The sequence below is a fragment of the Miltoncostaea oceani genome, assembly GCF_018141545.1.
GTDB lineage: Bacteria > Actinomycetota > Thermoleophilia > Miltoncostaeales > Miltoncostaeaceae > Miltoncostaea > Miltoncostaea oceani.
On the sequence record NZ_CP064356.1, the window covers coordinates 12,525 to 34,230 of the forward strand.

The 21,706-nt window shown below is 75.6% G+C and carries 23 protein-coding genes; 14 read left to right on the forward strand and 9 right to left on the reverse strand.

Translation table 11 applies throughout. From position 1 onward, the window contains the following. Positions 1-795 carry a slipin family protein gene (locus IU369_RS00045; RefSeq protein WP_217922516.1) on the reverse strand — a complete coding sequence of 265 codons (795 nt, stop codon included), beginning with the start codon at positions 793-795 and terminating at the stop codon, positions 1-3. Between the two features lie 6 nt (positions 796-801). Beyond that, complete coding sequence (locus IU369_RS00050) at positions 802-2,094, reverse strand: NfeD family protein (protein ID WP_246551313.1); 1,293 nt, start codon at positions 2,092-2,094, stop codon at positions 802-804. An 81-nt stretch (positions 2,095-2,175) separates the two neighbouring features. Here IU369_RS00050 and fabZ point away from each other — a divergent pair, with 81 nt between their 5' ends. The 8 genes from fabZ to IU369_RS00090 all read left to right on the forward strand — a co-directional run bounded on the left by fabZ (position 2,176) and on the right by IU369_RS00090 (position 9,058). Further along, on the forward strand, positions 2,176-2,625 hold the full coding sequence (gene fabZ / locus IU369_RS00055) for a 3-hydroxyacyl-ACP dehydratase FabZ (RefSeq protein WP_246551315.1): 450 nt from the start codon (positions 2,176-2,178) through the stop codon (positions 2,623-2,625). Further along, positions 2,622-3,656 (forward strand): beta-ketoacyl-ACP synthase III, encoded by a 1,035-nt coding sequence (locus tag IU369_RS00060; RefSeq protein WP_217922518.1) that lies wholly within the window; start codon positions 2,622-2,624, stop codon positions 3,654-3,656. The genes fabZ and IU369_RS00060 overlap by 4 nt, the downstream gene beginning before the upstream one ends. After that, positions 3,653-4,561: an ACP S-malonyltransferase gene (gene fabD / locus IU369_RS00065; RefSeq protein ID WP_217922519.1), complete on the forward strand. Its 909-nt coding sequence runs from the start codon at positions 3,653-3,655 to the stop codon at positions 4,559-4,561. The genes IU369_RS00060 and fabD overlap by 4 nt, the downstream gene beginning before the upstream one ends. Next, the gene (fabG, locus tag IU369_RS00070; protein ID WP_217922520.1) at positions 4,558-5,292 is read left to right on the forward strand and encodes a 3-oxoacyl-[acyl-carrier-protein] reductase; all 735 of its coding nucleotides are present in this window, start codon (positions 4,558-4,560) and stop codon (positions 5,290-5,292) included. The genes fabD and fabG overlap by 4 nt, the downstream gene beginning before the upstream one ends. Next, positions 5,289-6,545: a beta-ketoacyl-ACP synthase II gene (gene fabF / locus IU369_RS00075; RefSeq protein ID WP_217922521.1), complete on the forward strand. Its 1,257-nt coding sequence runs from the start codon at positions 5,289-5,291 to the stop codon at positions 6,543-6,545. The genes fabG and fabF overlap by 4 nt, the downstream gene beginning before the upstream one ends. Before the next feature lie 89 nt (positions 6,546-6,634). Then, on the forward strand, positions 6,635-7,111 hold the full coding sequence (locus IU369_RS00080) for a protein-tyrosine phosphatase family protein (protein WP_217922522.1): 477 nt from the start codon (positions 6,635-6,637) through the stop codon (positions 7,109-7,111). A 7-nt stretch (positions 7,112-7,118) separates the two neighbouring features. Next, on the forward strand, positions 7,119-8,105 hold the full coding sequence (locus IU369_RS00085) for an acetyl-CoA carboxylase carboxyltransferase subunit beta (RefSeq protein ID WP_217922523.1): 987 nt from the start codon (positions 7,119-7,121) through the stop codon (positions 8,103-8,105). Then, a complete protein-coding gene (locus tag IU369_RS00090) occupies positions 8,102-9,058 on the forward strand; it encodes an acetyl-CoA carboxylase carboxyltransferase subunit alpha (protein WP_217922524.1) in 957 nt (318 codons plus the stop codon). The genes IU369_RS00085 and IU369_RS00090 overlap by 4 nt, the downstream gene beginning before the upstream one ends. 60 nt (positions 9,059-9,118) lie before the next feature. Here the strand turns inward: IU369_RS00090 and IU369_RS00095 are convergent, their stop codons facing one another. From IU369_RS00095 to IU369_RS00105, 3 genes are read right to left on the reverse strand one after another with little or no spacing between them, the layout of a single operon-like run. Then, on the reverse strand, positions 9,119-9,382 hold the full coding sequence (locus tag IU369_RS00095; RefSeq protein WP_217922525.1) for a hypothetical protein: 264 nt from the start codon (positions 9,380-9,382) through the stop codon (positions 9,119-9,121). Positions 9,383-9,437: 55 nt separating this feature from the next. Then, positions 9,438-10,406: a diacylglycerol/lipid kinase family protein gene (locus IU369_RS00100; protein ID WP_217922526.1), complete on the reverse strand. Its 969-nt coding sequence runs from the start codon at positions 10,404-10,406 to the stop codon at positions 9,438-9,440. Continuing rightward, positions 10,403-11,110: an alpha/beta fold hydrolase gene (locus IU369_RS00105; protein ID WP_217922527.1), complete on the reverse strand. Its 708-nt coding sequence runs from the start codon at positions 11,108-11,110 to the stop codon at positions 10,403-10,405. Before IU369_RS00105 ends, IU369_RS00100 begins: the two co-directional genes overlap by 4 nt. 66 nt (positions 11,111-11,176) lie before the next feature. Here IU369_RS00105 and IU369_RS00110 point away from each other — a divergent pair, with 66 nt between their 5' ends. From IU369_RS00110 to IU369_RS00125, 4 genes are read left to right on the forward strand one after another with little or no spacing between them, the layout of a single operon-like run. Continuing rightward, positions 11,177-11,836 (forward strand): MtnX-like HAD-IB family phosphatase, encoded by a 660-nt coding sequence (locus IU369_RS00110; RefSeq protein WP_217922528.1) that lies wholly within the window; start codon positions 11,177-11,179, stop codon positions 11,834-11,836. Then, complete coding sequence (gene ileS, locus IU369_RS00115; protein ID WP_217922529.1) at positions 11,833-14,991, forward strand: isoleucine--tRNA ligase; 3,159 nt, start codon at positions 11,833-11,835, stop codon at positions 14,989-14,991. Before IU369_RS00110 ends, ileS begins: the two co-directional genes overlap by 4 nt. 4 nt (positions 14,992-14,995) lie before the next feature. Continuing rightward, a complete protein-coding gene (locus tag IU369_RS00120) occupies positions 14,996-16,063 on the forward strand; it encodes a L,D-transpeptidase family protein (protein WP_217922530.1) in 1,068 nt (355 codons plus the stop codon). Then, positions 16,060-16,884: an ABC transporter substrate-binding protein gene (locus IU369_RS00125; RefSeq protein WP_217922531.1), complete on the forward strand. Its 825-nt coding sequence runs from the start codon at positions 16,060-16,062 to the stop codon at positions 16,882-16,884. Before IU369_RS00120 ends, IU369_RS00125 begins: the two co-directional genes overlap by 4 nt. Positions 16,885-16,905: 21 nt before the next feature. Here IU369_RS00125 and IU369_RS00130 read toward each other — a convergent pair whose 3' ends face one another. The 4 genes from IU369_RS00130 to IU369_RS00145 all read right to left on the reverse strand — a co-directional run bounded on the left by IU369_RS00130 (position 16,906) and on the right by IU369_RS00145 (position 20,153). Next, positions 16,906-17,862 carry a DUF808 domain-containing protein gene (locus IU369_RS00130; RefSeq protein ID WP_217922532.1) on the reverse strand — a complete coding sequence of 319 codons (957 nt, stop codon included), beginning with the start codon at positions 17,860-17,862 and terminating at the stop codon, positions 16,906-16,908. Positions 17,863-17,923: 61 nt separating this feature from the next. Further along, the gene (locus IU369_RS00135) at positions 17,924-18,187 is read right to left on the reverse strand and encodes a hypothetical protein (RefSeq protein ID WP_217922533.1); all 264 of its coding nucleotides are present in this window, start codon (positions 18,185-18,187) and stop codon (positions 17,924-17,926) included. Positions 18,188-18,201: 14 nt separating this feature from the next. Further along, entirely contained in the window at positions 18,202-18,549 is a 348-nt protein-coding gene (locus IU369_RS00140) for a thioredoxin family protein (RefSeq protein WP_217922534.1), read from the reverse strand. Beyond that, positions 18,546-20,153, reverse strand: coding sequence for a L,D-transpeptidase family protein (locus IU369_RS00145; protein ID WP_217922535.1), 1,608 nt, complete (start codon positions 20,151-20,153; stop codon positions 18,546-18,548). The genes IU369_RS00140 and IU369_RS00145 overlap by 4 nt, the downstream gene beginning before the upstream one ends. A 243-nt stretch (positions 20,154-20,396) precedes the next feature. Between IU369_RS00145 and IU369_RS00150 the strand changes: the two genes are divergently transcribed. Both IU369_RS00150 and IU369_RS00155 read left to right on the forward strand, forming a co-directional pair. Continuing rightward, the gene (locus IU369_RS00150) at positions 20,397-20,636 is read left to right on the forward strand and encodes a hypothetical protein (protein ID WP_217922536.1); all 240 of its coding nucleotides are present in this window, start codon (positions 20,397-20,399) and stop codon (positions 20,634-20,636) included. Positions 20,637-20,682: 46 nt separating this feature from the next. Further along, positions 20,683-21,699: an aldo/keto reductase gene (locus tag IU369_RS00155; RefSeq protein ID WP_217922537.1), complete on the forward strand. Its 1,017-nt coding sequence runs from the start codon at positions 20,683-20,685 to the stop codon at positions 21,697-21,699. Positions 21,700-21,706 lie beyond the last annotated feature (7 nt).

A 21,706-nucleotide genomic window follows, 5' to 3' on the forward strand; every position in this document is an offset into this window, starting at 1 on the left:
CTAGTCCACCACCGGTCCGGCGCCGTTGCCAACGTTGTTGCGCTTCGCGCTCGCGGTGAGGGCCTCCAGCATCTCCACGGGGAACGGCAGGATCAGCGTCGTGGTGCGCTCGTTCGTGCCGATCTCGTTCATGGTCTGCAGGTAGCGCAGCTGCAGCGCGCCCGGCTCGCTGGCGATGACCGCGGCGGCCTGGGAGAGCTTCTCGGAGGCCTGGTACTCACCGTCGGCGGCGATCACCTTGGCGCGCCGCTCCCGCTCGGCCTCGGCCTGGCGGGCGATCGCGCGCTGCATCGACTGGGGCAGCTCGACGTCCTTGACCTCGACGACCGAGACCTTCACGCCCCACGGGTGGGTCTGCTCGTCGATGATCGCCTGCAGGCGCTCGTTGATCTGGTCGCGCTCCGAGAGGAGCTGGTCGAGGTCGACCTGGCCGAGCACGCTCCGCAGGGTGGTCTGGGCGATCTGGGACGTCGCCACCAGGTAGTTCTCGACCTGGACGATCGCCTTCGACGGGTCCACCACCCGGAAGTAGGCGACGGCGTTCACCTTCACGGTGACGTTGTCCTTCGTGATGACCTCCTGCGGCGGGACGTTCAGCGTGATCGTCCGCAGGTCGACCTTCACGGCCTTGTCGATGAAGGGGATCAGGATGAAGAGGCCGGGCCCCTTGATGCCGATCAGGCGGCCGAGCCGGAAGACGACGCCGCGCTCGTACTCCCGCGCCACCTTCACGGCGGAGAAGAGGAACAGCAGGCCGATGATCAACAGGACGATCACCGCATAGGCAGCGGCCATGTCGGTTCACCCCTCTCCGGGCTCGACGGTCAAGGACAGGTCTTCGGGATGGACTGTAACGACGCGGACCGCCGTCCCCTCCGGGACCGGGGTCCCGTCGGCGGTGCGGGCGCTCCAGATCTCCCCGTTGACGGTGACGTGCCCGCCCCCCGGCCCGATCTCCTCGCGGGCGCGGCCCCACTCGCCGACGAGTTCCGCCCCCCCGGTGACCGACGGCCGGTGGCGGGCCCGCAGCACCAGGCGGGCGGCGGCGAGGAACGCCCCGCCGATGATCACGGCGATCGCGACGGCGATCCACGGCGACGCCTCGAGGCCCGGGTCGTCCGAGTCGAACAGGAGCGCGCCGCCGAGGGCGAGGGCGACGACCCCTCCGAGGGCGAGGGCCCCGACGCCGCCGACCTGCGTCTCCGCGACGAACAAGCCGACCCCGAGGACGATCAGCACGACGCCCACCCACGTCACGGGCAGCACCGACAGGCCGGCGAGGGCCAGCAGCAGGCTGATCGCCCCGACGATCCCCGGGACGATCGCGCCGGGGTTGAAGATCTCGAAGCCGACCCCGGCGAGCCCCAGCAGCAGCAGCAGGAACACGAGGTTCGGGTCGATGAGGGCCTGCAGCACCTCCAGGTACCAGGGCATCGCCTCCGTCTGGACCGGGGCGCCGCGGGTGGAGATGACGCCCCCGTCGCGTGCCTCCCGGCCGTCGAGCCACCCGGCGAAGTCCTCCACGGTGGGCTGGATCGTGTCGATCACCCCGCGCTCGAGGGCCTCCGTCGAGGTCAGGTTCAGCGCGTCGGTCACCATCGCCCGGTACGCCGCGGCGTCGCGCCCGTTCTCCTCGGCCAGCGCCGCGATCGACGCGGCCGCGTCGTTGACGACCTTGCGGTCGAGGTCCTCGCCGCCGCTCGAGATCGGCGTCGCCGACCCGATGTTCGTGCCGGGCGCCATCCCGAGGTGGTCGGCGGCGGCGCTGATGTACGCGCCCGCCGACCCGGCCCGCGCGCCGGAGGGACCCACCCAGACCGTCACGGGGACGGGCGAGGCGTTCATCGCGGAGACGATGTCGCGCATCGAGGAGACCAGCCCGCCGGGCGTGTCCATCTGGATGATCACCGCGGATGCGCCGTCGTCGGCCGCGTCGTCGATGCGCGACTCCACGAACCGCGCGGAGACCGGGTCCACCGACCCGTCCAGCTCGATCACCCGCACCGGCCCGGGGCCCGTGTCCTGCGCCACGCCCGCCACGACCCCCAGCAGGACCAGCAGGAACGCGACGAGGAGGGTGCGTGCGGGTGTCATCAGGGTCCCTCCGACGATACCAGCGACCCCGCGCGATCCCCCCGGTGCCGGGCCACGTCATGGGCTAGCATCCCGGCGATCGTGACCGATCGCACCCTCCCGGCCCCGACGGACCTGCTGCCGCACCGTGCGCCCTTCCTCTTCGTCGACGAGATCCTCGATCTCGTCCCGGGTGAGTCGGCCCGCGCCCGCTGGCACGTCGACCCCTCGGCGCACTTCTTCGCGGGCCACTTCCCCGGCAACCCGATCCTGCCCGGGGTCATCATCATCGAGGCCCTCGCGCAGACCGGCGCCATCGCCGCGCTCGCCGAGCCGGCCACCGCCGGCAAGCTCGCCCTGTTCGCGGGCATCGGGAGGGCCCGGTTCCGCCGCGTGGTCCGCCCCGGCGAGGAGCTGATCCTCGAGACCCGCCTCACGCGACGCCGGGGGCCGCTCGGCGCGGGGGAGGGACGGGCCACGGTCGACGGCGTCCTCGCCTGCGAGACCGAGCTCAGCTTCGCCCTCGTCGACCACGAGGCCGCGGGGCAGTGATCTCCGTCCGCGGCGCGCGGCCCGCGCGCGCCCGCCTCGCGGCGCTCGGCGCCTACGCGCCCGAGCGGGTCGTGACCAACGCCGAGCTCGCGTCGCGGGTCGACACGAGCGACGAGTGGATCGTGACCCGCACCGGCATCCGCGAGCGCCGGTTCGCCGCCGCCGGGGAGACCGCCGGGGACATGGCGGTCGCCGCCGCCGAGGCCGTCCTCGCCTCCGCCGGCGTCACGGCGTCCCAGATCGACATGGTGATCGTCCCCACCGGCACGCCCGACGCGATGTTCCCCTCGACCGCCGCCCTCGTCGCCGACCGCATCGGCGCCCACGACGCGGCGGCGTACGACCTCTCCGCCGCGTGCTCCGGCTTCGTCTACGGGCTCGCGCAGGCGGCGGCGCTCGTCGAGGGCGGCATGGCGCGGTCGGTCCTCGTGATCGGCTCCGAGGTGCTGTCGCGGGTGACCGACCAGACCGACCGGGGGACCTGCATCCTCTTCGCCGACGGCGCGGGCGGCGCCCTCGTCACCGCCGACGAGGGGGGCACCGCCACCGGCTTCCTCGGGTTCGACCTCGGCGCCGACGGCTCCGGGGGCGACGACCTCGTGCTGCCGGCGAGCGGCGACCGCGAGGCGGTCCCCGGCGGGCCGGTGCCGGCGTCCGGCTGCATCCGCATGGACGGTCCCGCCGTCTTCCGCTTCGCCACCCGGATCATGGTGGAGACCACCGAGCGGCTCCTCGCCGCCCTCGGCCTCGGGATCGGCGACATCGACCTCGTCGTCGCCCACCAGGCCAACAGCCGCATCATCGACCACGCGGCGGAGCGCCTCGCGATCCCGCGGGAGCGCATCTTCAACACCCTCGAGCGGTACGGGAACACGTCGTCGGCGTCGATCCCGATGGCGCTCGCCGAGGCGCGGGACGCCGGACGGCTCCGCGCCGGCGACCTGCTGCTGCTCGTCGGCTTCGGCGGCGGCCTCACGTGGGGCTCGACCGTGGTCCGCTACGAGCCCCTCGGGGCGGAGGTGCCCGCATGATCGTCGCGATGTTCCCCGGGCAGGGGGCGCAGGCCGTCGGGATGGGCGAGGGGCTCGCCCGCGAGCACGAGGTGGCCCGCCGCGTCTTCGAGGAGGCCGACGACGTCCTCGGCTGGTCCGTGTCGGAGCTGTGCTTCACCGGGCCCATCGAGCGCCTCACGGCGACCGACGTCTGTCAGCCCGCCCTCCTGACCGCCTCCGTCGCCGCGTTCCGCGTCGCCGTCGAGGCCGGCCTCGCCCCGGCCCTCGTGATGGGGCACTCACTCGGCGAGTACTCGGCGCTCGTCGCCGCCGGGTCGCTGCCCTTCGCCGACGGCCTGCGGCTCGTCGCCGAGCGCGGCTCGGCGATGCGCGCCGCCGCCCAGGTCTCCCCCGGCGCGATGGCCGCCCTGCTCGGCCCGTCCGACGACGACGCCCGCGCCCTCGCCGCCGAGGCCGGCGAGGCGTGGCCGGCGAACTACAACTGCCCCGGCCAGGTCGTCGTGTCGGGGTCGGACGCCGCGATCGACCGCCTCATGGAGCTCGCGTCCGAGCGGGGCGTCCGCGCCGCCCGCCTCGTGGTGGACGGGCCGTTCCACTCGCCCCTCGTCGCCCCCGCCGCCGAGCGCCTGCGGCCCGCGCTGGAGGCCTGGGACCCCGCTCCGCCCACGCCGCCGTTCCTCTCGACCACCACCTGCGACGTCGAGCCGCCGGAGCGCCTGCGGGCCGTCCTCCTCGACCAGCTCACCTCCCCCGTGCGCTTCGGCGACGCGGTCACCGCCGCCATCGCGCTCGGCGCGACGCGGATGGTCGAGGTCGGCCCCGGTCGCGTGCTGTCGGGCCTGGTGAAGCGCGTGCGCCGCGACCTGCCCACCCAGCAGATCGGCGAGCCCGCCGACGTGGCGGCCATCGGGGCGTCCGCATGAGCGTCGCCCTCGTCACCGGCGCGAGCCGCGGCATCGGCGCCGCGATCGCCCGCCGCCTCGCCGCCGACGGCTTCGACGTCGCGATCGGCTACGCGTCCGACGCCGACGGGGCCGCCGCGACCCTCGCCGCGGTCGAGGCGCTCGGCCGCCGCGGGTCCGTCCACGCCGCCGACGTCGCCGACGAGGCGCAGGCCGCGGCGATGGTCGAGGCCGCCGAGGAGGCCCTCGGGCCCCTCGACGCCGTCGTCCTCAACGCCGGCATCACCCGCGACGGCCTCGCGGTCCGCATGGGCGCCGACGACTGGCAGGCCGTCATCGACACCAACCTCAGCGGCGCGTTCTACACCGCCCGCCCGGCGCTGCGCGGCATGCTGCGCCGCCGCGGGGGGAGCATCGTGGCGGTCTCCTCGGTGGTCGGATTGATCGGGAACGCCGGCCAGGCCAACTACGCGGCCGCGAAGGCGGGCATGATCGGGATGGTGCGGGCGCTCGCCCGCGAGGCCGGCGGACGCGGCGTGCGCGTCAACGCGGTCGCCCCCGGATACATCACGACCGACATGACCTCATCGCTCTCCGACGAGCAACGCGCGGGCCTCCTCGAGCGGACGCCGCTCGGGCGCCTCGGCGAGCCCGACGACGTCGCCGCCGCCGTGGCGTTCCTGTGCTCGCCGGACGCCGCGTTCGTCACCGGGTCGGTGCTGTCGGTCGACGGCGGGCTGGCGATGTCATGAGGGAGCTGCGCCGCGTCGTCGTCACCGGTGTCGGCCTCGTGACCTCCCTCGGGGTCGGGCGGAAGGCCAACTGGGACGCCGCGATCGCGGGCGCCAGCGGCGCCGCCGAGATCCGCGCGTTCGAGCCGCTCGACACCGACACCACCATCGCCTGCGAGGTCCGCGACTTCGACCCGACCGACTTCATGGACCGGCGGGTCGCGCGCCGCATGGACCGGTTCGCCCAGCTCGCCGTCGCCGCCGGGCGGATGGCCCTCGAGGACGCCGGCCTGTCGATGACCGAGGCGAACGCCTCCCGCGCGGGCGCGATCGTCGGCAGCGGCATCGGGGGGCTCCGGACCTTCGAGGAGCAGACCCGGATCGTGGACGAGCGGGGCCCGGACCGCGTGTCCCCGCTCTTCATCCCGATGGTGATCGCCAACATGGCGGCCGCCCAGGTCTCGATGGTCCTCGGCCTGAAGGGCCCGCTGTCGTGCGTGTCCACCGCCTGCGCCTCCGGCAACCACGCGCTCGGCGACGCCACCGAGGCCGTCCGCCGCGGCCGGGCCGACGTGATGCTGGCCGGCGGCACCGAGTCGAGCATCACCCGCCCCGGCATCGCCGCCTTCAACGCCATGCGGGCGCTGTCGACCCGCAACGACGACCCCGCGGGGGCGAGCCGGCCCTTCGACGCCTCACGCGACGGCTTCGTGATGGGCGAGGCCGGCGCGATCCTCGTGCTCGAGAGCCTGGAGCACGCCATCTCACGCGGCGCCGAGCCGCTCTGCGAGGTGCTCGGCTACGGCCTGACCGGCGACGCCCACCACCTCACCGAGCCCGACCCGACGGGGTCCGCCCCCGCCGCCGCGATCGCGATGGCCCTCGACGACGCCGGCATCACCCCGGACCGCATCGACTACGTCAACGCGCACGCCACCTCGACGCCGGTGGGCGACCCGAGCGAGATCCGGGCGCTGCGCCTCGCCCTCGGCGACGACGTCGCGCGCGGCGTCGCCGTCTCGTCCACCAAGTCGATGCACGGCCACTGCCTCGGCGCCGCCGGCGGCTTGGAGGGCGCGCTCACGGCGATGGTGATCCGCGAGGGGGTCATCCCCCCGACGATCAACCTGCAGGACATCGACCCCGCATGCGTCGGCGTGGACCACGTCGCCAACACGGCGCGCACCGCGGACGTGCGGATCGCCATGTCGAGCGCGTTCGGATTCGGCGGCCACAACGCGATCCTCGTCCTCGGCCGGCTGGAGGACGCATAGGCGCGCCCCCCACCCCGGCGGGCCGCCTCCCCGGCTGGCGGGCGGGCGCCAACCGCGCGAGCACCCGCATCTACGGGCCCCGGCGGGGGTTGGAGGGCTTCACCTGGCTGGGCGACGAGCGCGTCGCCGTCGGCAGCGTCCCCGTCGGGGGCGCCGTCTCGCGCCTGCCCGAGCTCGGGGTGACGCACGTGATCAACTGCCGCGCCCAGCTCCAGACGCGGCTGTCGCAGGACCTGTGGGCGGAGCGCCGCGTGTTCGGCGCCGACCGCGTCGCCCACGCGCCGATGTGGGACCACGGCCGGCCCCAGCCGCCGCAGCTCTGGGCCCCGGCGGCGCGCTTCGGCGCCGCGGCCCTCGACGACCCGTCCGCCGGGGTCCTCGTCCACTGCCAGCAGGGGCGCCGCCGGTCCGCGATGGTCGCCTACGCGATCCTGCGGCTCCGCGGCCACACCCCGGAGGAGGCCGAGCGCCTGGTGCTCGACCACCGGCTCCCCGCGTCGATCGTGCCCGCCTACCGGGAGAGCGTCGAGGCCTGGCTCGCCGCCTCCGACGACCCCCTGACATAATCCCCCCGTGAGCAAGCGCCCCATCACCGTCTCCGTCGACCGACTGCGCCGCAAACGCCCCGACGGCCCGCCGCCGCGGCGCCTCCCGGCCGACGAGCGGTCGTGTCCCAAGTGCCAGAGCCACTGGCGCGCCGACGAGATGCGCCGCAACCTGCGCGTCTGCGCCACCTGCGGGCACCACTTCGCCGTCGGCGCCCGCGAGCGCCTCGACCAGTTCGCCGACGACGGCTGGCTCGAGCTGTGGCCGGAGCTGCGGGCCAGCGACCCCCTCCAGTTCGTCGACCTCGAGCCCTACCCGGATCGCGTCGAGCGCGCCGAGCGCGCCGGCAACAACGAGGCCCTCGTCGTCGGGGAGCTCGCGATGGGCGGCCACGAGTGCATCGCCGCGATCATGGACTTCAGCTACCTCGGCGGCAGCATGGGCTCGGTGGTGGGCGAGAAGCTCGCCCGCGCCGCCGACCGCTGCGTCGAGCGCGGCGTGCCGATGGTGGTGCTGACCGCGTCGGGCGGCGCCCGTATGCAGGAGGGCGTGATCGCCCTGATGCAGATGGCGAAGACCGTCGTCGCCTTCGAGCTGATGCAGGACGCCGAGCTGCCGGTGATCGTGGTGCTCGTCCACCCGACGACCGGCGGCGTGTGGGCCTCCTTCGCCTCCCTCGGCGACGTGACCTATGCCGAGCCGGGCGCCCTCATCGCGTTCTCCGGCCCGCGCGTCATCGAGCAGACGACCCGCGAGAAGCTCGCGCCCGAGTTCGGCCGCGCCGAGACGCAGCTCCTCAACGGCCAGGTCGACGCGGTCGTCGACCGCCGCGAGCTGAAGGACCGGATCGCCAAGGTGCTCGGCATCCTGGAGCGCCCCACCGGCCTCGACCCCGCCCCGGCGGTCACGTGGGCCCAGGAGACCGCCGAGCGCGCCGCCTCGGTCGCCCGCGGGCTCCCCGAGCGCTCCCGCCGCCTCGTCTCGAAGGTGCTGAAGCCGGAGGAGGGCGCGTGAGCGTCGCCGCACGCCGCGGGGGGCAGTTCGTCCGCCGCCTCGCCCACCGCCTCCACGGGGCCCAGGCCGAGACGGGGTCCGCGATCTGGGAGACAATCCAGCTCGCCCGCCACCAGGACCGGCCGTACCCGCTCGACTACATCAGCCGCCTGTTCCCCGACTTCGAGGAGCTGCACGGCGACCGCCTCTACGGGGACGACCCCGCGATCGTCGCCGGCATCGGCCGCGGCGAGGACGGCCCGGTCGTCGTGATCGGTCACCAGAAGGGTCGCGACACCGCCGAGCGGACGTACCGCAACTTCGGCATGCCCGGCCCCGAGGGGTACCGCAAGGCGATGCGCGTGATGGCGCTCGCCGACAAGATGAACCTGCCGGTCATCACGCTCATCGACACCCCCGGCGCCTTCCCGGGCGCCGGCGCCGAGGAGCGGGGCCAGGGCGGCGCGATCGCGCGGAGCATGCAGACCATGCTGCGGCTGCGCACCCCGTCCGTGGCCGTCGTCATCGGCGAGGGGTCGTCGGGCGGCGCGCTCGCCCTCGGCGTCACGGACCGCGTGATGATGCTGGAGAACGCGACCTACTCGGTGATCTCCCCCGAGGGCGGCGCGGCGATCCTGTGGCGCGACGCGGCGAAGGCCCGCGACGCCGCGACGGCCTTCCAGCCGACGGCGGCCAACTGCTACCGCTGGGGCATCGCGGACGTCGTCGTCCCGGAGCCCTCCGGCGGCGCGCACCGCGACCACGACGAGGCCGCCCGCCTGCTCGGCCGGTACCTCTCGCGGGCGCTGCGCGACCTGCAGGCCCTCTCGCCGGCCGAGCGCAAGCGCCTCCGCCGCGACCGCTACCGCCGCATCGGCGCGTACCGCGAGGTCGCCTCGGGCGACCCCACGGCCATGGCGGCCGGCCGCGCCGAGGCCCGCGGGCCCGGCGGCAACGGGGCCGCCCCCGCCTGACCGTCGCGCCCGGCCGGGCCCCGCCGCACCGCGCGGCGGGACCCCCGGGACGTCACGTGCTCAGAGGGCCAGCTCGGCCCGCGCGCCCGCGTCGCTCGCGACCGGGCCCGGCCCGTTCAGGACCTGGGACAGGCGCAGGGCGCCGTCCAGCAGCTGCCGGTTCGTGGCGGGGTGCTCCGGGATGACGCCCACGGACGCGGCGAGCTCCCGGTGCCAGCGCAGCATCTCCGCGCTCGGGCGCCGGTCGGGGTCGATCCGGACCATGTCCAGGACCAGTGCCATGAATCCGCGCAGGGTCGCCCGGGGATCGGGTCCTTGCGTCATCAGCGAGCCTCCTTGCTCGACGGGCCGTCAACGGGACGATCCTGTCCCGCACGGTTCAGGTCGGCCCGGCGTCCCCCGACTTGAGCCCCGCGCCCGCCCGGGGATCCACGACGCGCAGGCGGGGACCGGGTGAGACGCGCATCTCCCGGTGCCGGCCGAGCACCTCGCCGTCGGCCTGGACGGGCGACGGCGCGTCCGACGTGACCACGACCTCCGCCCCGGCGCCGCCGCCCCACAGCGCCGGTCCCCCGAGCGGCAGGTCCCGGCCGCGGGCGGCGCGGCCCATCAGGACCGCGAGCTCGTGGGGGCGCATCCGGGTGAGCGCGACCCAGGCGAGGGCCCCCTCGAAGGCGGCGCCCGGCACGAGGTCGAGGGGACGGCGGCCCAGGTAGGTGTAGGGGGTGCCGCAGGCGACGAGCACCGCGACCGCGTCGACGGGGGTGATCCCCTCGCCGCTCACGTGCAGCCGCGGCGCGCGCCCCGCCCGTGCCGCCGCGATCAGGGCCCCGAGCGCGAACCCCGCCTGCCGCAGCCGCCGCTTCGTGCGGGGCCGGGCCTCGATCCACTCGACCGTGGCGGCGTCGATGCCCATACCCGCGTTGATCGTGAAGACGCGGTCCACCTCCCCGGCCGTGACGCGCCCGAGGGCCGCGTCGCGGAAGCGCCCGGCGGCGAGCGCCCGCCCCAGCGCCGCGATGGCGTCGTCGAGGCGGTTCGGCCACCCGAGCGCACGCGCGAAGACGTTGGCGTTGCCCCCGGGGAGGGGGGCGAGCGCCACCGGCCCGCCCGCCAGCACCCCCGCGACGTCGGCGACGGTCCCGTCGCCCCCGACCGTCACGACCACCCGCGCGCCCTGCGCGGCGGCCTCCGCCGCGAGGCCACCGGCGTCGCCCGGCCCGCGGGTCACGAGGGCCCACTCCAGGCCGAGGGGCCCGAGGGCCCGCGTCACCTCCGCCCGCACCCCGGTGCCGGCCCGCGTCGCGGCGGGGTTCATGACGAGCGCGATCGGGCCGGGGGCGCTCACGCCCCCTCCAGCGTCAGCTCGAGGCGTGCGAGGTAGGCGGCGATCAGGTGGTTCACGGTCACGTCGAACTCGGACATCGGCATGTGGCGGGCCCCGGGGATCACCACCATGCGCACCATCGGCAGCTCCCGCGCAAGTGCCTCGGCGTGGTGGACGGGGGTGAACGGGTCGTCGGCGCCGACGACGACGAGCACGGGGACCCGCACCCCGGCGAGGCCGCCGCGCAGGTCGACCGAGCGGCACGCCGCGTAGTCGGCCAGGAGGGCCGCCGGCCCGCCCGCGTCGATCGCGGCGCGGGCGACGTCGGCCATCGGGGTCGTGGGGTCGGCGAACGAGCCGGCGACGAGGCGCTCCCGCTCGGCCGCGAAGTCGTCGCGGGCGCGCTCCAACGTGGCGTCGGGCACGCCGAGCCGCGCGGCCGAGGCGATGACGACGACGCCGTCGACGAGCTCGGGGCGGGTGCGCGCGACCTCCAGCGCCACGGCGGCGCCGAGGGAGTGGCCGACCAGCGCCCGCGGTGCGGGGATCGTCGCCACGGCGCGCGCGACCGTCCGGCCGAGCTCCTCCAGCCGCGTCAGCGGCGTCCCGTCGGGGTGCCCCGGCAGGTCGACGGCGACGGCGCCCGCGAGCACCGCGCTCTGGGCGGCCCAGACGCGGTGGTCGCCGCCCGAGCCGTGCAGCAGGATGGGCCGCGGCGCGTTCACGGGCCGATCGTAGTCGTGGCGCACCGGGCGGGGGGGAGCCGCGACCCCTCTGGTACCCTCGACCCGGTGGAGAACCTGCTCATCGCGTGCGATTTCGACGGCACGATCACCCGCCGCGACACGCTCCACATCATCGTCGAGGAGTTCGGGACCCGCGGGCTGTGGGCGGCGATCGAGCCGCGCCTGCGCGCGGGCGAGGTGACCCTCGAGCAGGCGATGCAGGAGGAGTTCGCCACCGTCCGGGCGACGCCCGACGAGGTGCGGGACGTCGTCCTCCGCGAGGCCGGCCTCCGCGACGGCTTCCCCGAGATGGTCGCGTGGGCGGAGCGTCGCGGCCACCGCCTCATCGTCTTCTCCTCCGGGTTCCGCTCCGTCATCGAGGCGGCCCTCGCCCACTGGGGGCTCGGTCATCTCCAGGTCGTGAGCCACGAGGCGGTGTTCTCCCCCGAGGGCGCCCGCCTGGTCTGGGCCGACCGCGGCGCGATCTGCGTCGAGTGCGGCCGGTGCTGCAAGCGCCACGACCTCGCCCGGCACTCCCGGGGCGAGCAGCTCGTGTACGTCGGGGACGGCATCTCCGACCGCTGCGCCGCCCGCACCGCCGACCTCGTCTTCGCCCGGGCCGACCTGGCGCGCGACCTCGCCGCCGCCGGCCTGCCCTTCGTCCCGTTCGAGGACTTCGTCCAGGTGCGCGAGCACCTGGAGTCCACCGCCTCGCTCGCCGCGTGACGGGTCCCTGGCGGGAGGTCCCCCCGGGCGCCGCGTGGGGGGAGATGGAGGAGCGCGTCCTCGCGTTCTGGCGCGAGCGCCGCGTCTTCGCCCGGAGCCTGGAGGAGCGCGCCGGCGCGGAGCCGTTCGTCTTCTTCGAGGGACCGCCGACGGCGAACGGGCGCCCCGGCTCCCACCATGTCCTGTCGCGCGTCTTCAAGGACATCTTCCCCCGCTTCCAGACGATGCGGGGCCGCTTCGTCGACCGCCGCGGCGGCTGGGACTGCCACGGGCTGCCGGTCGAGCTCGAGGTGGAGAAGCGGCTCGGCATCTCGGGCAAGCCCGAGATCGAGGCGTACGGCATCGCCGAGTTCAACGCGCTCTGCCGCGAGTCGGTGCTCACCTACCTCGACGAGTGGGAGCGGCTGACCGAGCGGATCGGGTTCTGGATCGACACGGACCGCGCCTACCGCACGATGGACACGGACTACATCGAGAGCGTCTGGTGGAGCCTCGCCGAGCTCCACGGGCGCGGCCTGCTGTACCGCAGCGACAAGGTCGTCCCCTACTGCCCCCGCTGCGGCACGGCGCTCTCCAGCCACGAGGTCGCGCAGGGCTACCAGGACGTCGACGACCCGTCGGTCTACGTCCGGTTCCCGCTGACCGACGGCGACGGGTCGCTGCTGGTCTGGACGACGACGCCGTGGACCCTCCCCGCCAACCAGGCGGCCGCCGTCCACGCCGACGTCACGTACGCCGTCGCCGAGCACGGCGACGAGCGCCTGATCCTGGCGGAGCCGCTCGTCGCGCGGGTCCTCGGCGAGGAGGCCCGGATCGTCGCCCGCATGAGCGGCGCGGAGCTCGTCGGCCGCGAGTACGCCCCGCCGTTCCCGTACCTCCCGGGCGCGCACCGCGTCGTCGACGCCGACTTCGTCACCGTCCACGACGGCACCGGCATCGTCCACCTCGCCCCGGCGTTCGGCGAGGACGACATGCTCGCCGCGAAGCGGCACGGCCTGGACGCCCCGAACCCCGTCGGCCCGGACGGGCGCTTCACCGCCGCCGTCGGCCCGTGGGAGGGGCGGTTCGTGAAGGAGGCCGACCCCGACCTGATCGACGACCTCGCCGGCCGCGGGCTCCTGCTGCGCTCCGCGATCCACCACCACTCCTACCCCCACTGCTGGCGCTGCGGCACGCCGCTCCTCTACTACGCCAAGCCGTCGTGGTACGTGCGCACCACCGAGGTGCGCGACCGCATGCTGGAGCTCAACTCCGGCATCGGCTGGCACCCGGAGCGGGTGCGCGACGGCCGCTTCGGCAAGTGGCTCGAGGGCAACGTCGACTGGGCGATCTCCCGCGACCGCTACTGGGGCACCCCGCTGCCGCTGTGGCGCTGCGGGTCGTGCGACACGGTCGACGCGATCGGCTCGTACGCCGCCCTCGCGGAGCGCGCGACGGCCCCGCTCCCCGAGCCGTTCGACCCCCACCGCCCGTTCGTCGACGACGTCCTGCTCACGTGCTCCTGCGGCGGCGAGATGCGCCGCGAGCCCGAGGTGATCGACGTCTGGTACGACAGCGGCGCCATGCCGTTCGCGCAGGACCACCACCCCTTCGCGACGGGCGGCGACCTGACCGGGCGCATCCCCGCCGACTTCATCTGCGAGGCCCTCGACCAGACCCGCGGCTGGTTCTACTCGCTGCTCGCCGAGAGCACGCTGCTGTTCGACGAGACCGCGTACCGCAACGTGGTCTGCCTGGGGCTGATCCTCGACGCCGAGGGTCAGAAGATGAGCAAGAGCAAGGGCAACGTCATCGAGCCCTGGACGGTCCTCGACCGCCAGGGGGCCGACGCCTTCCGCTGGTACCTCCTCACGGCGCAGAGCCCGTGGGACTCGTCGCGCTTCAGCCTCGAGGCGGTCGACGAGGCGATGCGCCGCTTCCTCCTGACGTTCTGGAACACGTACTCGTTCCTCGTGACGTACGCGTCGCTGCCCGACGGCTGGGCGCCCGGCGGCGCCCGCCCCGACCCCGCCGACCTGCGGCCCACCGACCGGTGGATCCTGTCGCGGCTCGACGGCACGGTCGCCGAGGTCACCGCCTGCCTGGATGGGTACGACGCGACCGGCGGCGGCCGGGCGCTCGAGGCGTTCCTCGACGACCTCAGCAACTGGTACGTCCGCGTGTCGCGCCGCCGGTTCTGGGGGGGCCGTCAGGGCGCCGGCGACGGCGACCGCGCCGACGGCGACGCCGCCTTCGCGACCCTGCACGAGTGCCTCGCGACGCTGGCGCTGCTGGTGGCGCCGTACTGCCCGTTCGTCGCCGAGGAGGTCCACGGCACCCTGGTGGCCGCCCACGACCCCGCGGCCCCCGAGAGCGTCCACCTCGCCGCGTGGCCGGTGCCCGGCGACCGCCGCGACCCCGACCTCGAGCTCGCCATGGCCGACGCCCGTGAGGCGGTGGCCGTCGGCCGCGGCGCACGCGCCGAGTCGAAGCTGAAGGTCCGCCAGCCGCTCGCGGAGGCCGTCGTCGCGTGCCCCGCCGCCGTGGCGGAGCGCATCGGGACCCTCGTCGACCTCGTCGCCGAGGAGCTCAACGTCCGCGCGGTGCGCTTCGTCACCGACCCCGGCGAGCTCGTCGACGTCACCCTGAAGCCGAACTACCGCCGCCTCGGCCCCCGGTTCGGGAAGGCGATGCCCCGGGTCGCCGCCGCCGTCGCCGGCCTGCCCCCCGCCGACACGGCCCGCGCCCTCGACGCGGGCGAGCCGGTGGAGATCACGGTCGACGGCGTCGGGCACCCGCTCGACTCGGAGGACCTGCTGCGCGAGGCGCGGCCGACCGAGGGCTACGCCGTCGGGCAGGACGCCGCCCTCGCCGTCGGCCTCGCGACGGAGCTGACGCCGGAGCTGCGCCGCGACGCGCTCGCCCGCGAGATCGTCCACGCGGTCCAGGGCGCCCGGCGGGCCGCGGGCCTGCGGGTGGAGGAGCGCATCCGCCTCCACCTCGACGGTTCCGGACCGGCCCGCGAGGCCATCGACGCGCACCGCGCCGAGATCGCCGCCGAGACGCTCGCGACCGAGCTGTCGGTGTCGCACGGCGCGCCCTTCGCCGGGCTGCGCCACGAGGAGCACGTCCTCGACGGGGAGCCCGTCGCGCTGCGCCTGGATCGGGCAGGATGAGGGCGTGCCCCGGACCGTGACGCGCCTCGCCGCCCTCGTGGTGGCGGGGGTCCTCACCATGATCCTGTCCGCCCCCGCGAGCGCGGCGGTGCAGGTGTTCTTCCCGCGCGGCGAGCAGATGGTGGCGGTGCCGCGCGACGGGGCGACGCCGCAGGACGCCCTGCGGGCGCTGCTGCGCGGCCCGACCGCCGCCGAGAGGGCGCGCGGGTTCCGGACCTACATCCCCCGCGGCACGGGCCTGCGGGCGGTGCGGGTCTCGGGCGCCCGCGTCACGGTCGACCTCGGCGCGAAGCTGATGCAGGGCCTGAACGCCGAGGGCCTCAACGCGCGCCTCGCGCAGATCGTCTACACCGCCACCGCCCAGCGCGGGATCACGTCGGCGCGGGTGCTCATCCAGGGCGGCACGGTGCTCGGCGTGTTCCCCGGCATCGACGCGAGCGTCCCCCTGACCCGTGAGGGGCTCGCGACCCCGTCCGCCCCGCCGCCCGCGCCGACCGCGCCGGGCACCGCCGCGCCCGACGCGGGCACGACCGCCCTCCAGACCCGGCTCGCGGAGCTCGGCTTCCTCGCCCCCGAGGCGGTCGACGGCCGCCCCGGCCCGCGGACCACCGCCGGCGTCATCGCGTTCCAGAAGTGGGCGCGCCTCGGGCGCGACGGCGTCCCCGGTCCCGCCACGCTCGCCGCCCTCGCGTCGGCGGCACGGCCCGCGCCGGTCGCGGCCGCCGGGCCCGGCCGCCGCGTCGAGCTGCTGCTCGACCGCCAGATCGCGCTGGCGATCCAGGACGACCGGGTGGTGCGGGCCTTCCACGTCTCCTCGGGCGCCGCCGCCACCGCCACCCCGCCGGGCTCGTACGCGGTTACCCGTAAGGAGCTCCGCTCGTGGTCGGTGCCGTTCCAGGTGTGGCTGCCGTACGCCTCGTACTTCGTCGGCGGCATCGCCTTCCACGAGTACCCGGAGGTGCCGGTGTACCCCGCCAGCCACGGCTGCGTCCGGATGACCTCGTTCGACGCCCCCTGGATGTTCGCGTTCCTCTCGACGGGGACCCCGGTGCGGGTCTACTCCACCTCGTGAGGCGCGCCCCGTTCGCCGCGGCCCTCGCGGCGCTGGCGCTGCTCCCCGCCGCCGCCGCCGCGCAGCAGGGCGCCACCGTGACCCCCGGCGCCCTGACGGTCGGCCTCGACATGCCGAGCGACGGGTTCCAGGTCGGCGCGGTGAAGGGCCGCGAGGTGGTCGCCGCACGCGGCTTCGAGATCGACCTCGCCCGGGCCATCGCCGGGCAGCTCGCCGCGAGCGGCCGCATCGGCGCCGCCGGCACGCTGCGCCTCGTGCAGGAGCAGCGGTTCGCGCGGATCCTCGCGCCGGCCGACCCCGACTGGGACATGGCCCTCGCGCAGGTCTCGATCACCGACGCCCGCCGCGCCGCCGCCGACTTCAGCGTCCCCTACCTCACCGTCGACCAGGGCGTGCTGCTCAGCCTGCGGACCGCCGCGCGGCCCGCGTCGATCGCCGACCTGCGTGGCATGCGCCTCTGCGCCCAGGGCGGCTCGACGGGCGCCGACCTGATCCGCGCCGTCATCCGGCCGGCGACGACGCCGCTCCTGCCCGCGAGCGTCGTCACCCTCACCCGGGCGCTACGGGTCGGCAACTGCGAGGCCCTCGTCTACGACGCCCCCAGCCTCGCGTACCTGCGGTCCCAGGTCCCGAGCCGCTACGGGCCGTTCGCGGGGGTGATCCGCACCGGCGAGAGCTACGGGGCGGTGTTCCCGAAGGGGAGCCGGCTGCGGGGCCCCGTGAACCGCGCGATCGCCGCCCTGAAGCGGGACGGGACGCTCGCGGGCCTGCAGCGAACGTGGCTCTCCGCCGACCTCGCGAGGGCCCCCGTCCTCCGCTGAACCCGGCGGGCGGGGCGTGGGTCAGTGCGCGGCGGCGGCGTCCCCGCGTCCGCGGCGCGGCACGACGTGCAGCGCCGCCACGATCGCCGCCCCCACCGCGAGGCCCACGACGGCCGACGCGACGGTGTTGGTGAGCCAGCCCCCGACGCCCCCGACGGGGCCGAGGGCGTCGCCGACGGCACCCTCGGCGCCGTGGACGACGTCGTAGGGGAGCGCCCAGCCCAGGTCGTCGAAGCCGACGATGAGGATGTGCCCGCCGACCCAGAGCATCGCGGCGACGCCGACGACGGTCAGCACCGTCATCACCACCGGCATCGCGTGGACCAGGCCACGGCCGAGCGGCGCGGCCGGGGCGGCGCCGGTGCGTGCGAGGTGCAGCCCGATGTCGTCCATCTTCACGATCAGCGCGACGACGCCGTACACGAGCGCCGTGATCGCGATCGCGACGGCCACCATGATGATCACGAGCGACCAGAAGCCCTCGTCGGCGACCTCGTTCAGCGAGAGCACCATGATCTCGGCCGAGAGGATGAAGTCGGTGCGGACCGCCCCGGCCACCATGCGGTCCTCGTGCTCGGCGCTCGGCACCGCCGCCGGGAGGGCCTCCTCGGCGTGGTGGCCGCCGCCGAACCGCTCCCAGACCCGCTCGGCGCCCTCGTAGCAGAGGTACGCGCCGCCGATCATGAGCAGCGGCGTCAGGATCCACGGGATCAGGGCGTCGAGGATCAGCAGCGCCGGCACGACGACGAGCAGCTTGTTGCGCAGCGACCCCATCGCGATCCGGCGGATGATCGGGAGCTCGCGCTCCGGCCGGAACCCCTGCACGTAGCGAGGTGTGACGGCGGTGTCGTCGATGACGACGCCCGCGGCCTTCGTGCCGGCGCGTCCGGCCGCGGCCGCGACGTCGTCGGCGGACGCGGCGGCGAGGCGCGCGAGCGCCGCCACGTCGTCCAGCAGGGCGACCAGTCCGCCGCTCATCGCCGGGTCGCCCCCGGCGTGCGCCGGCGCCGGACCGCGGGACCGCCCCGCCGGTCCGTCGTCACGCCCCGCCGCCGCCCCAGGTCGCGGCGCGGGCGCTCGCCATCACGTCCTCGTCGGCGCGCAGGCGCGGCCAGATGGCGTCGGGGTCGAGGCCGAGGCGCTCGATGATCCCCGGCAGGTCGAGCACCCGCTGCGGCTCCTCGAGGCGGAGGCCCACGACCTTGCCGTCGCCCTTCACGACGATCACGCCCTCCTCGACGGTCTCGGCGCTCATGTCGGCGAACGGCTGGACGTTGCCGAGGCGGAAGTAGATGGCGGGCATGCGGGAGGCGTCCTTCAGTCGGGGTCGGTGAGGTGGGCGGCGACGGCCGCCTCGATGCGGGCCGGCTTGACGGCCCCGGTGAGCCGCGCGACGGGTGCGCCGCCGGCGAACAGCACGAGGGTGGGCAGGGTCAGCACGTCGTACCGGCCGGCGACGGCCGGCTGGTCGTCGACGTCGAGGGCGACGACGGAGAGGCGCCCGGCGTACCGGGTGGAGAGGTCGTCGAGCGCCGGCTCGAGCTTGCGGCACGGGGCGCACCACGGCGCCCAGAAGTCGACGAGCACGGGTGTGTCGCCGCCGAGGACGCGTGCGTCCCAGTCGGCGTCCGTGACGGCGGGGATGCCCGGCCCGCCGGCGCTCACGGGCGGATCGAGACCGTCATCCCGATGGAGACCTGCTCGAAGAGCTCCTCGACCTCCGGGATGTGCATCCGCATGCAGCCGTGGCTGGCGGCCGACCCGATCGACGAGTCGGCGTAGGTGCCGTGGATCCCGATGGCGGGTGCGGTGGTGCCGATCCAGCGGGTGCCGAGCGGGTTGCCGGGGCCGGGCGGGATCGTCTCGAGCTCGGCGGCCCACGGGGAGTCCGGCGGGTACCAGGCGGGGTCGACCTGCTTGTCGTTGACCTCGTAGTCGCCGGTGGGCGTGGGGTGGGCGGGCGACCCGACGGCGATGCTGTACGTCTTCCAGATCCGCCCGTTGCGGATGAGGCGCAGCTTGCGCTGGCTCAGGTTGACGACGATGCGGCCGACCATCGCCTGGCGCGTGCGTGCGTCCACGACGCCGGTCCTCGGCAGGTCGTAGCGCTTCTGGTACCGGTTCAGCGACTGGGCGGTGACCTTGTCGAGCACGCCCGTGAGCTTCGCCTTCCTCGGGTAGACCTTCGCCTCGCGCAGACGCTCCTGCAGGCTGGTGACGTCGGGTCCGCGGGCGCCGGCCACGAGGTCGGCGGCGCCGAACTCGTCGGTGCTGTCCACGTGGACGACGGTGCTGGTGCGCGCGACGTTGCCCGCCCGGTCGCGGGCCGTCACGCGGATGGTGTTGCGCCCCTGGGGCAGGGTGCCGACGGCGAGGGCGAACCGCCGCCCGTCGATCTCGAGGGGGGTGGTGGTGCCGGAGACGTCCCCGTAGCCGGTGTCGTAGTCGGAGGGGGAGGTCGCGTCGGCGCCCTTCAGCGTCGCGACGGTCCGGCCGTTGACGGCGGCGATGAAGGTGAGGGCCCGCGGGTCCTCGGAGCCGATCTGCCCCTGCACGAGCGGCTCGTCGGTCTCGGTGATCTGCTCCCCGGCGGCGGGCGCGGAGAGCGCCAGGTCGGGGGCGGTCGTGTCGACCGTCAGCCGGCGGGACGCCTCGGTGGTGTTGCCGGCGGCGTCCCGTGCGGTGACGGTGGCCCGCACCCGGCCCTCGGGGAGGCGCGCGACGGCCGTCCAGGCGCCCGCCGCGTCGGCGGTCGCGTCGGTCTCGCCGCCGGGGTGGGCGACGGTCACGACCGACCCGGCCTCGGCGGTGCCGGTGAACTTGACGGCGCGGCGGGCGCGCAGGTCGCCCGGCTCGGGCGAGCGGACGGCGAGGGCCGGGGCGGCGGTGTCGACGTCGAAGTCCCACGCGCGGGTGACGGAGCGGGCGAAGACGTTGTCGCTCGAGAAGCTGACCTGCACGCGGTGGGTGCCGTCCCGCAGGCCCGCCGGGGGCGTCACGGTGACGGTGTCGCCGGCGCCGCGTGCGCGGCCGGTGACGTCGACGCCGTCGATCTCGACGCGGAGCCCGCCGAGGCGCTGGCTGTCGGGGACCGTGAACGTGATGTCGGGCCGGCGCTCGGAGACGGCGCTCCCGGGCGCGGGCAGCGGGGCGTCCACCGAGGGCCGCTCCACCATCTGCCATACGGCGAACGCGGCCGCGACGACCAGCGCGACAGCCGCGAGCGCGAGGGTGATGAGACCACCCCGGCGCGTGCCCAGAACCTGCACTGAGAACCTCCGCTCGAACCCGTTCCGACCCTAGCAGCGGCGGCGGTCCCCACGACCCGGGAGGCCCCCGCGTGCAACGCACGCGCCACTGCAACGAGGGCCGCGGGCGGGTGCGCCCGGGCCGGTCGTGGAGGGCCCACGCGCAACTTGCCCCAAGATTCACCGCGGCGCATGCGATTCCCTTTACGGATCCATCATCGCCCGGCCCCCCGCGCTTCACATGCCTCGCCGAGATTGGTCGCGATGACCGGCGACGAACGCAACGCACTCCTCCTCACGGCGCGGCTCCTCGAGAGCGGCGTCGCGGTCGAGGGGTCCCCCCTCACCGACGACTGCGGCCACGTGAACGTGGCCCTGGCCCTCACCGAGCGGCTGCAGCGCGTCGTGGACGGCCCCGACCACGCACGGCAGATCATCGCCTCGCTGCGCTCCGCCGCGCGGGAGGACGGGGAGATCCGCCCCGGGGACGCCGCCGCCGCCTGACCCGGGACGGGGGCGCGACCCCCGCGACGGGCGTAGCGTCGACGGGGTGAGCACGCCACCGCACCTGCGCCGCCTCGGCGCCGACGGACCCGCGGTCGGGCCGGTCGGGCTCGGCACGATGGGGATGTCCGACGGCTACTACGGGGCCGCCGACGACGCCGAGAGCATCGGGACGATCCGCCACGCGATCGACCGCGGCGTCACCCTCATCGACACCGCCGACGTCTACGGCGACGGCCACAACGAGGAGCTCGTCGGCCGCGCGCTGCAGGGCATGCGCGACCGGGTGGCGCTCGCCACGAAGACCGGCCTCGTCACCACGGCCTCCGGGCTGACCGTCGACGCGCGGCCGCAGCGCATCGCCGCCGCCCTCGACGCGTCCCTCGCGCGGCTCGGCACCGACCACGTCGACCTCTACTACCTGCACCGCATCGACCCGGACGTCCCCGTCGAGGAGTCCGTCGGCGCGATGGCCGACCTGGTGCGCGCCGGCAAGGTCCGCCACATCGGGCTCTCCGAGGTCGGCCCGACGACGCTCCGCCGCGCCGCCGCCGTCCACCGGATCGCCGCCGTCCAGAGCGAGTACTCCCTCTGGAACCGGGACCCCGAGGCGGCGCTGCTGCCCGTCCTGCGGGAGACGGGGACGGCGCTCGTCGCCTTCAGCCCCCTCGGGCGCGGCTTCCTCACCGGCGCGTCGCCCGCCCCCGACGACCTCGCCGAGGACGACCTGCGCCGCCGGCTGCCCCGCTTCACGGGGGAGAACCGCGCCGCGAACCTGCCGATCGCCGACCGCGTACGGGAGGTCGCCGACCGCCACGGGGCGACGCCCGCCCAGGTGGCGCTGGCGTGGCTCCTCGACCGCGGACCCGACGTCATCCCGATCCCGGGGACCCGCCGGCGCGCGCGGGTCGACGCCAACGTCGCCGCCGCGGCGCTCGTGCTCGACGACGACGACCGGGCGCGCCTCGACGACCCCGCCCTGCGGCCGGCCGGCGACCGCTACCCGCCGGCGCTGATGGACCTGCTCGACCCCGAGGTCCGCCGCGGGTCGCCCCCCGCCTAGAATCCGG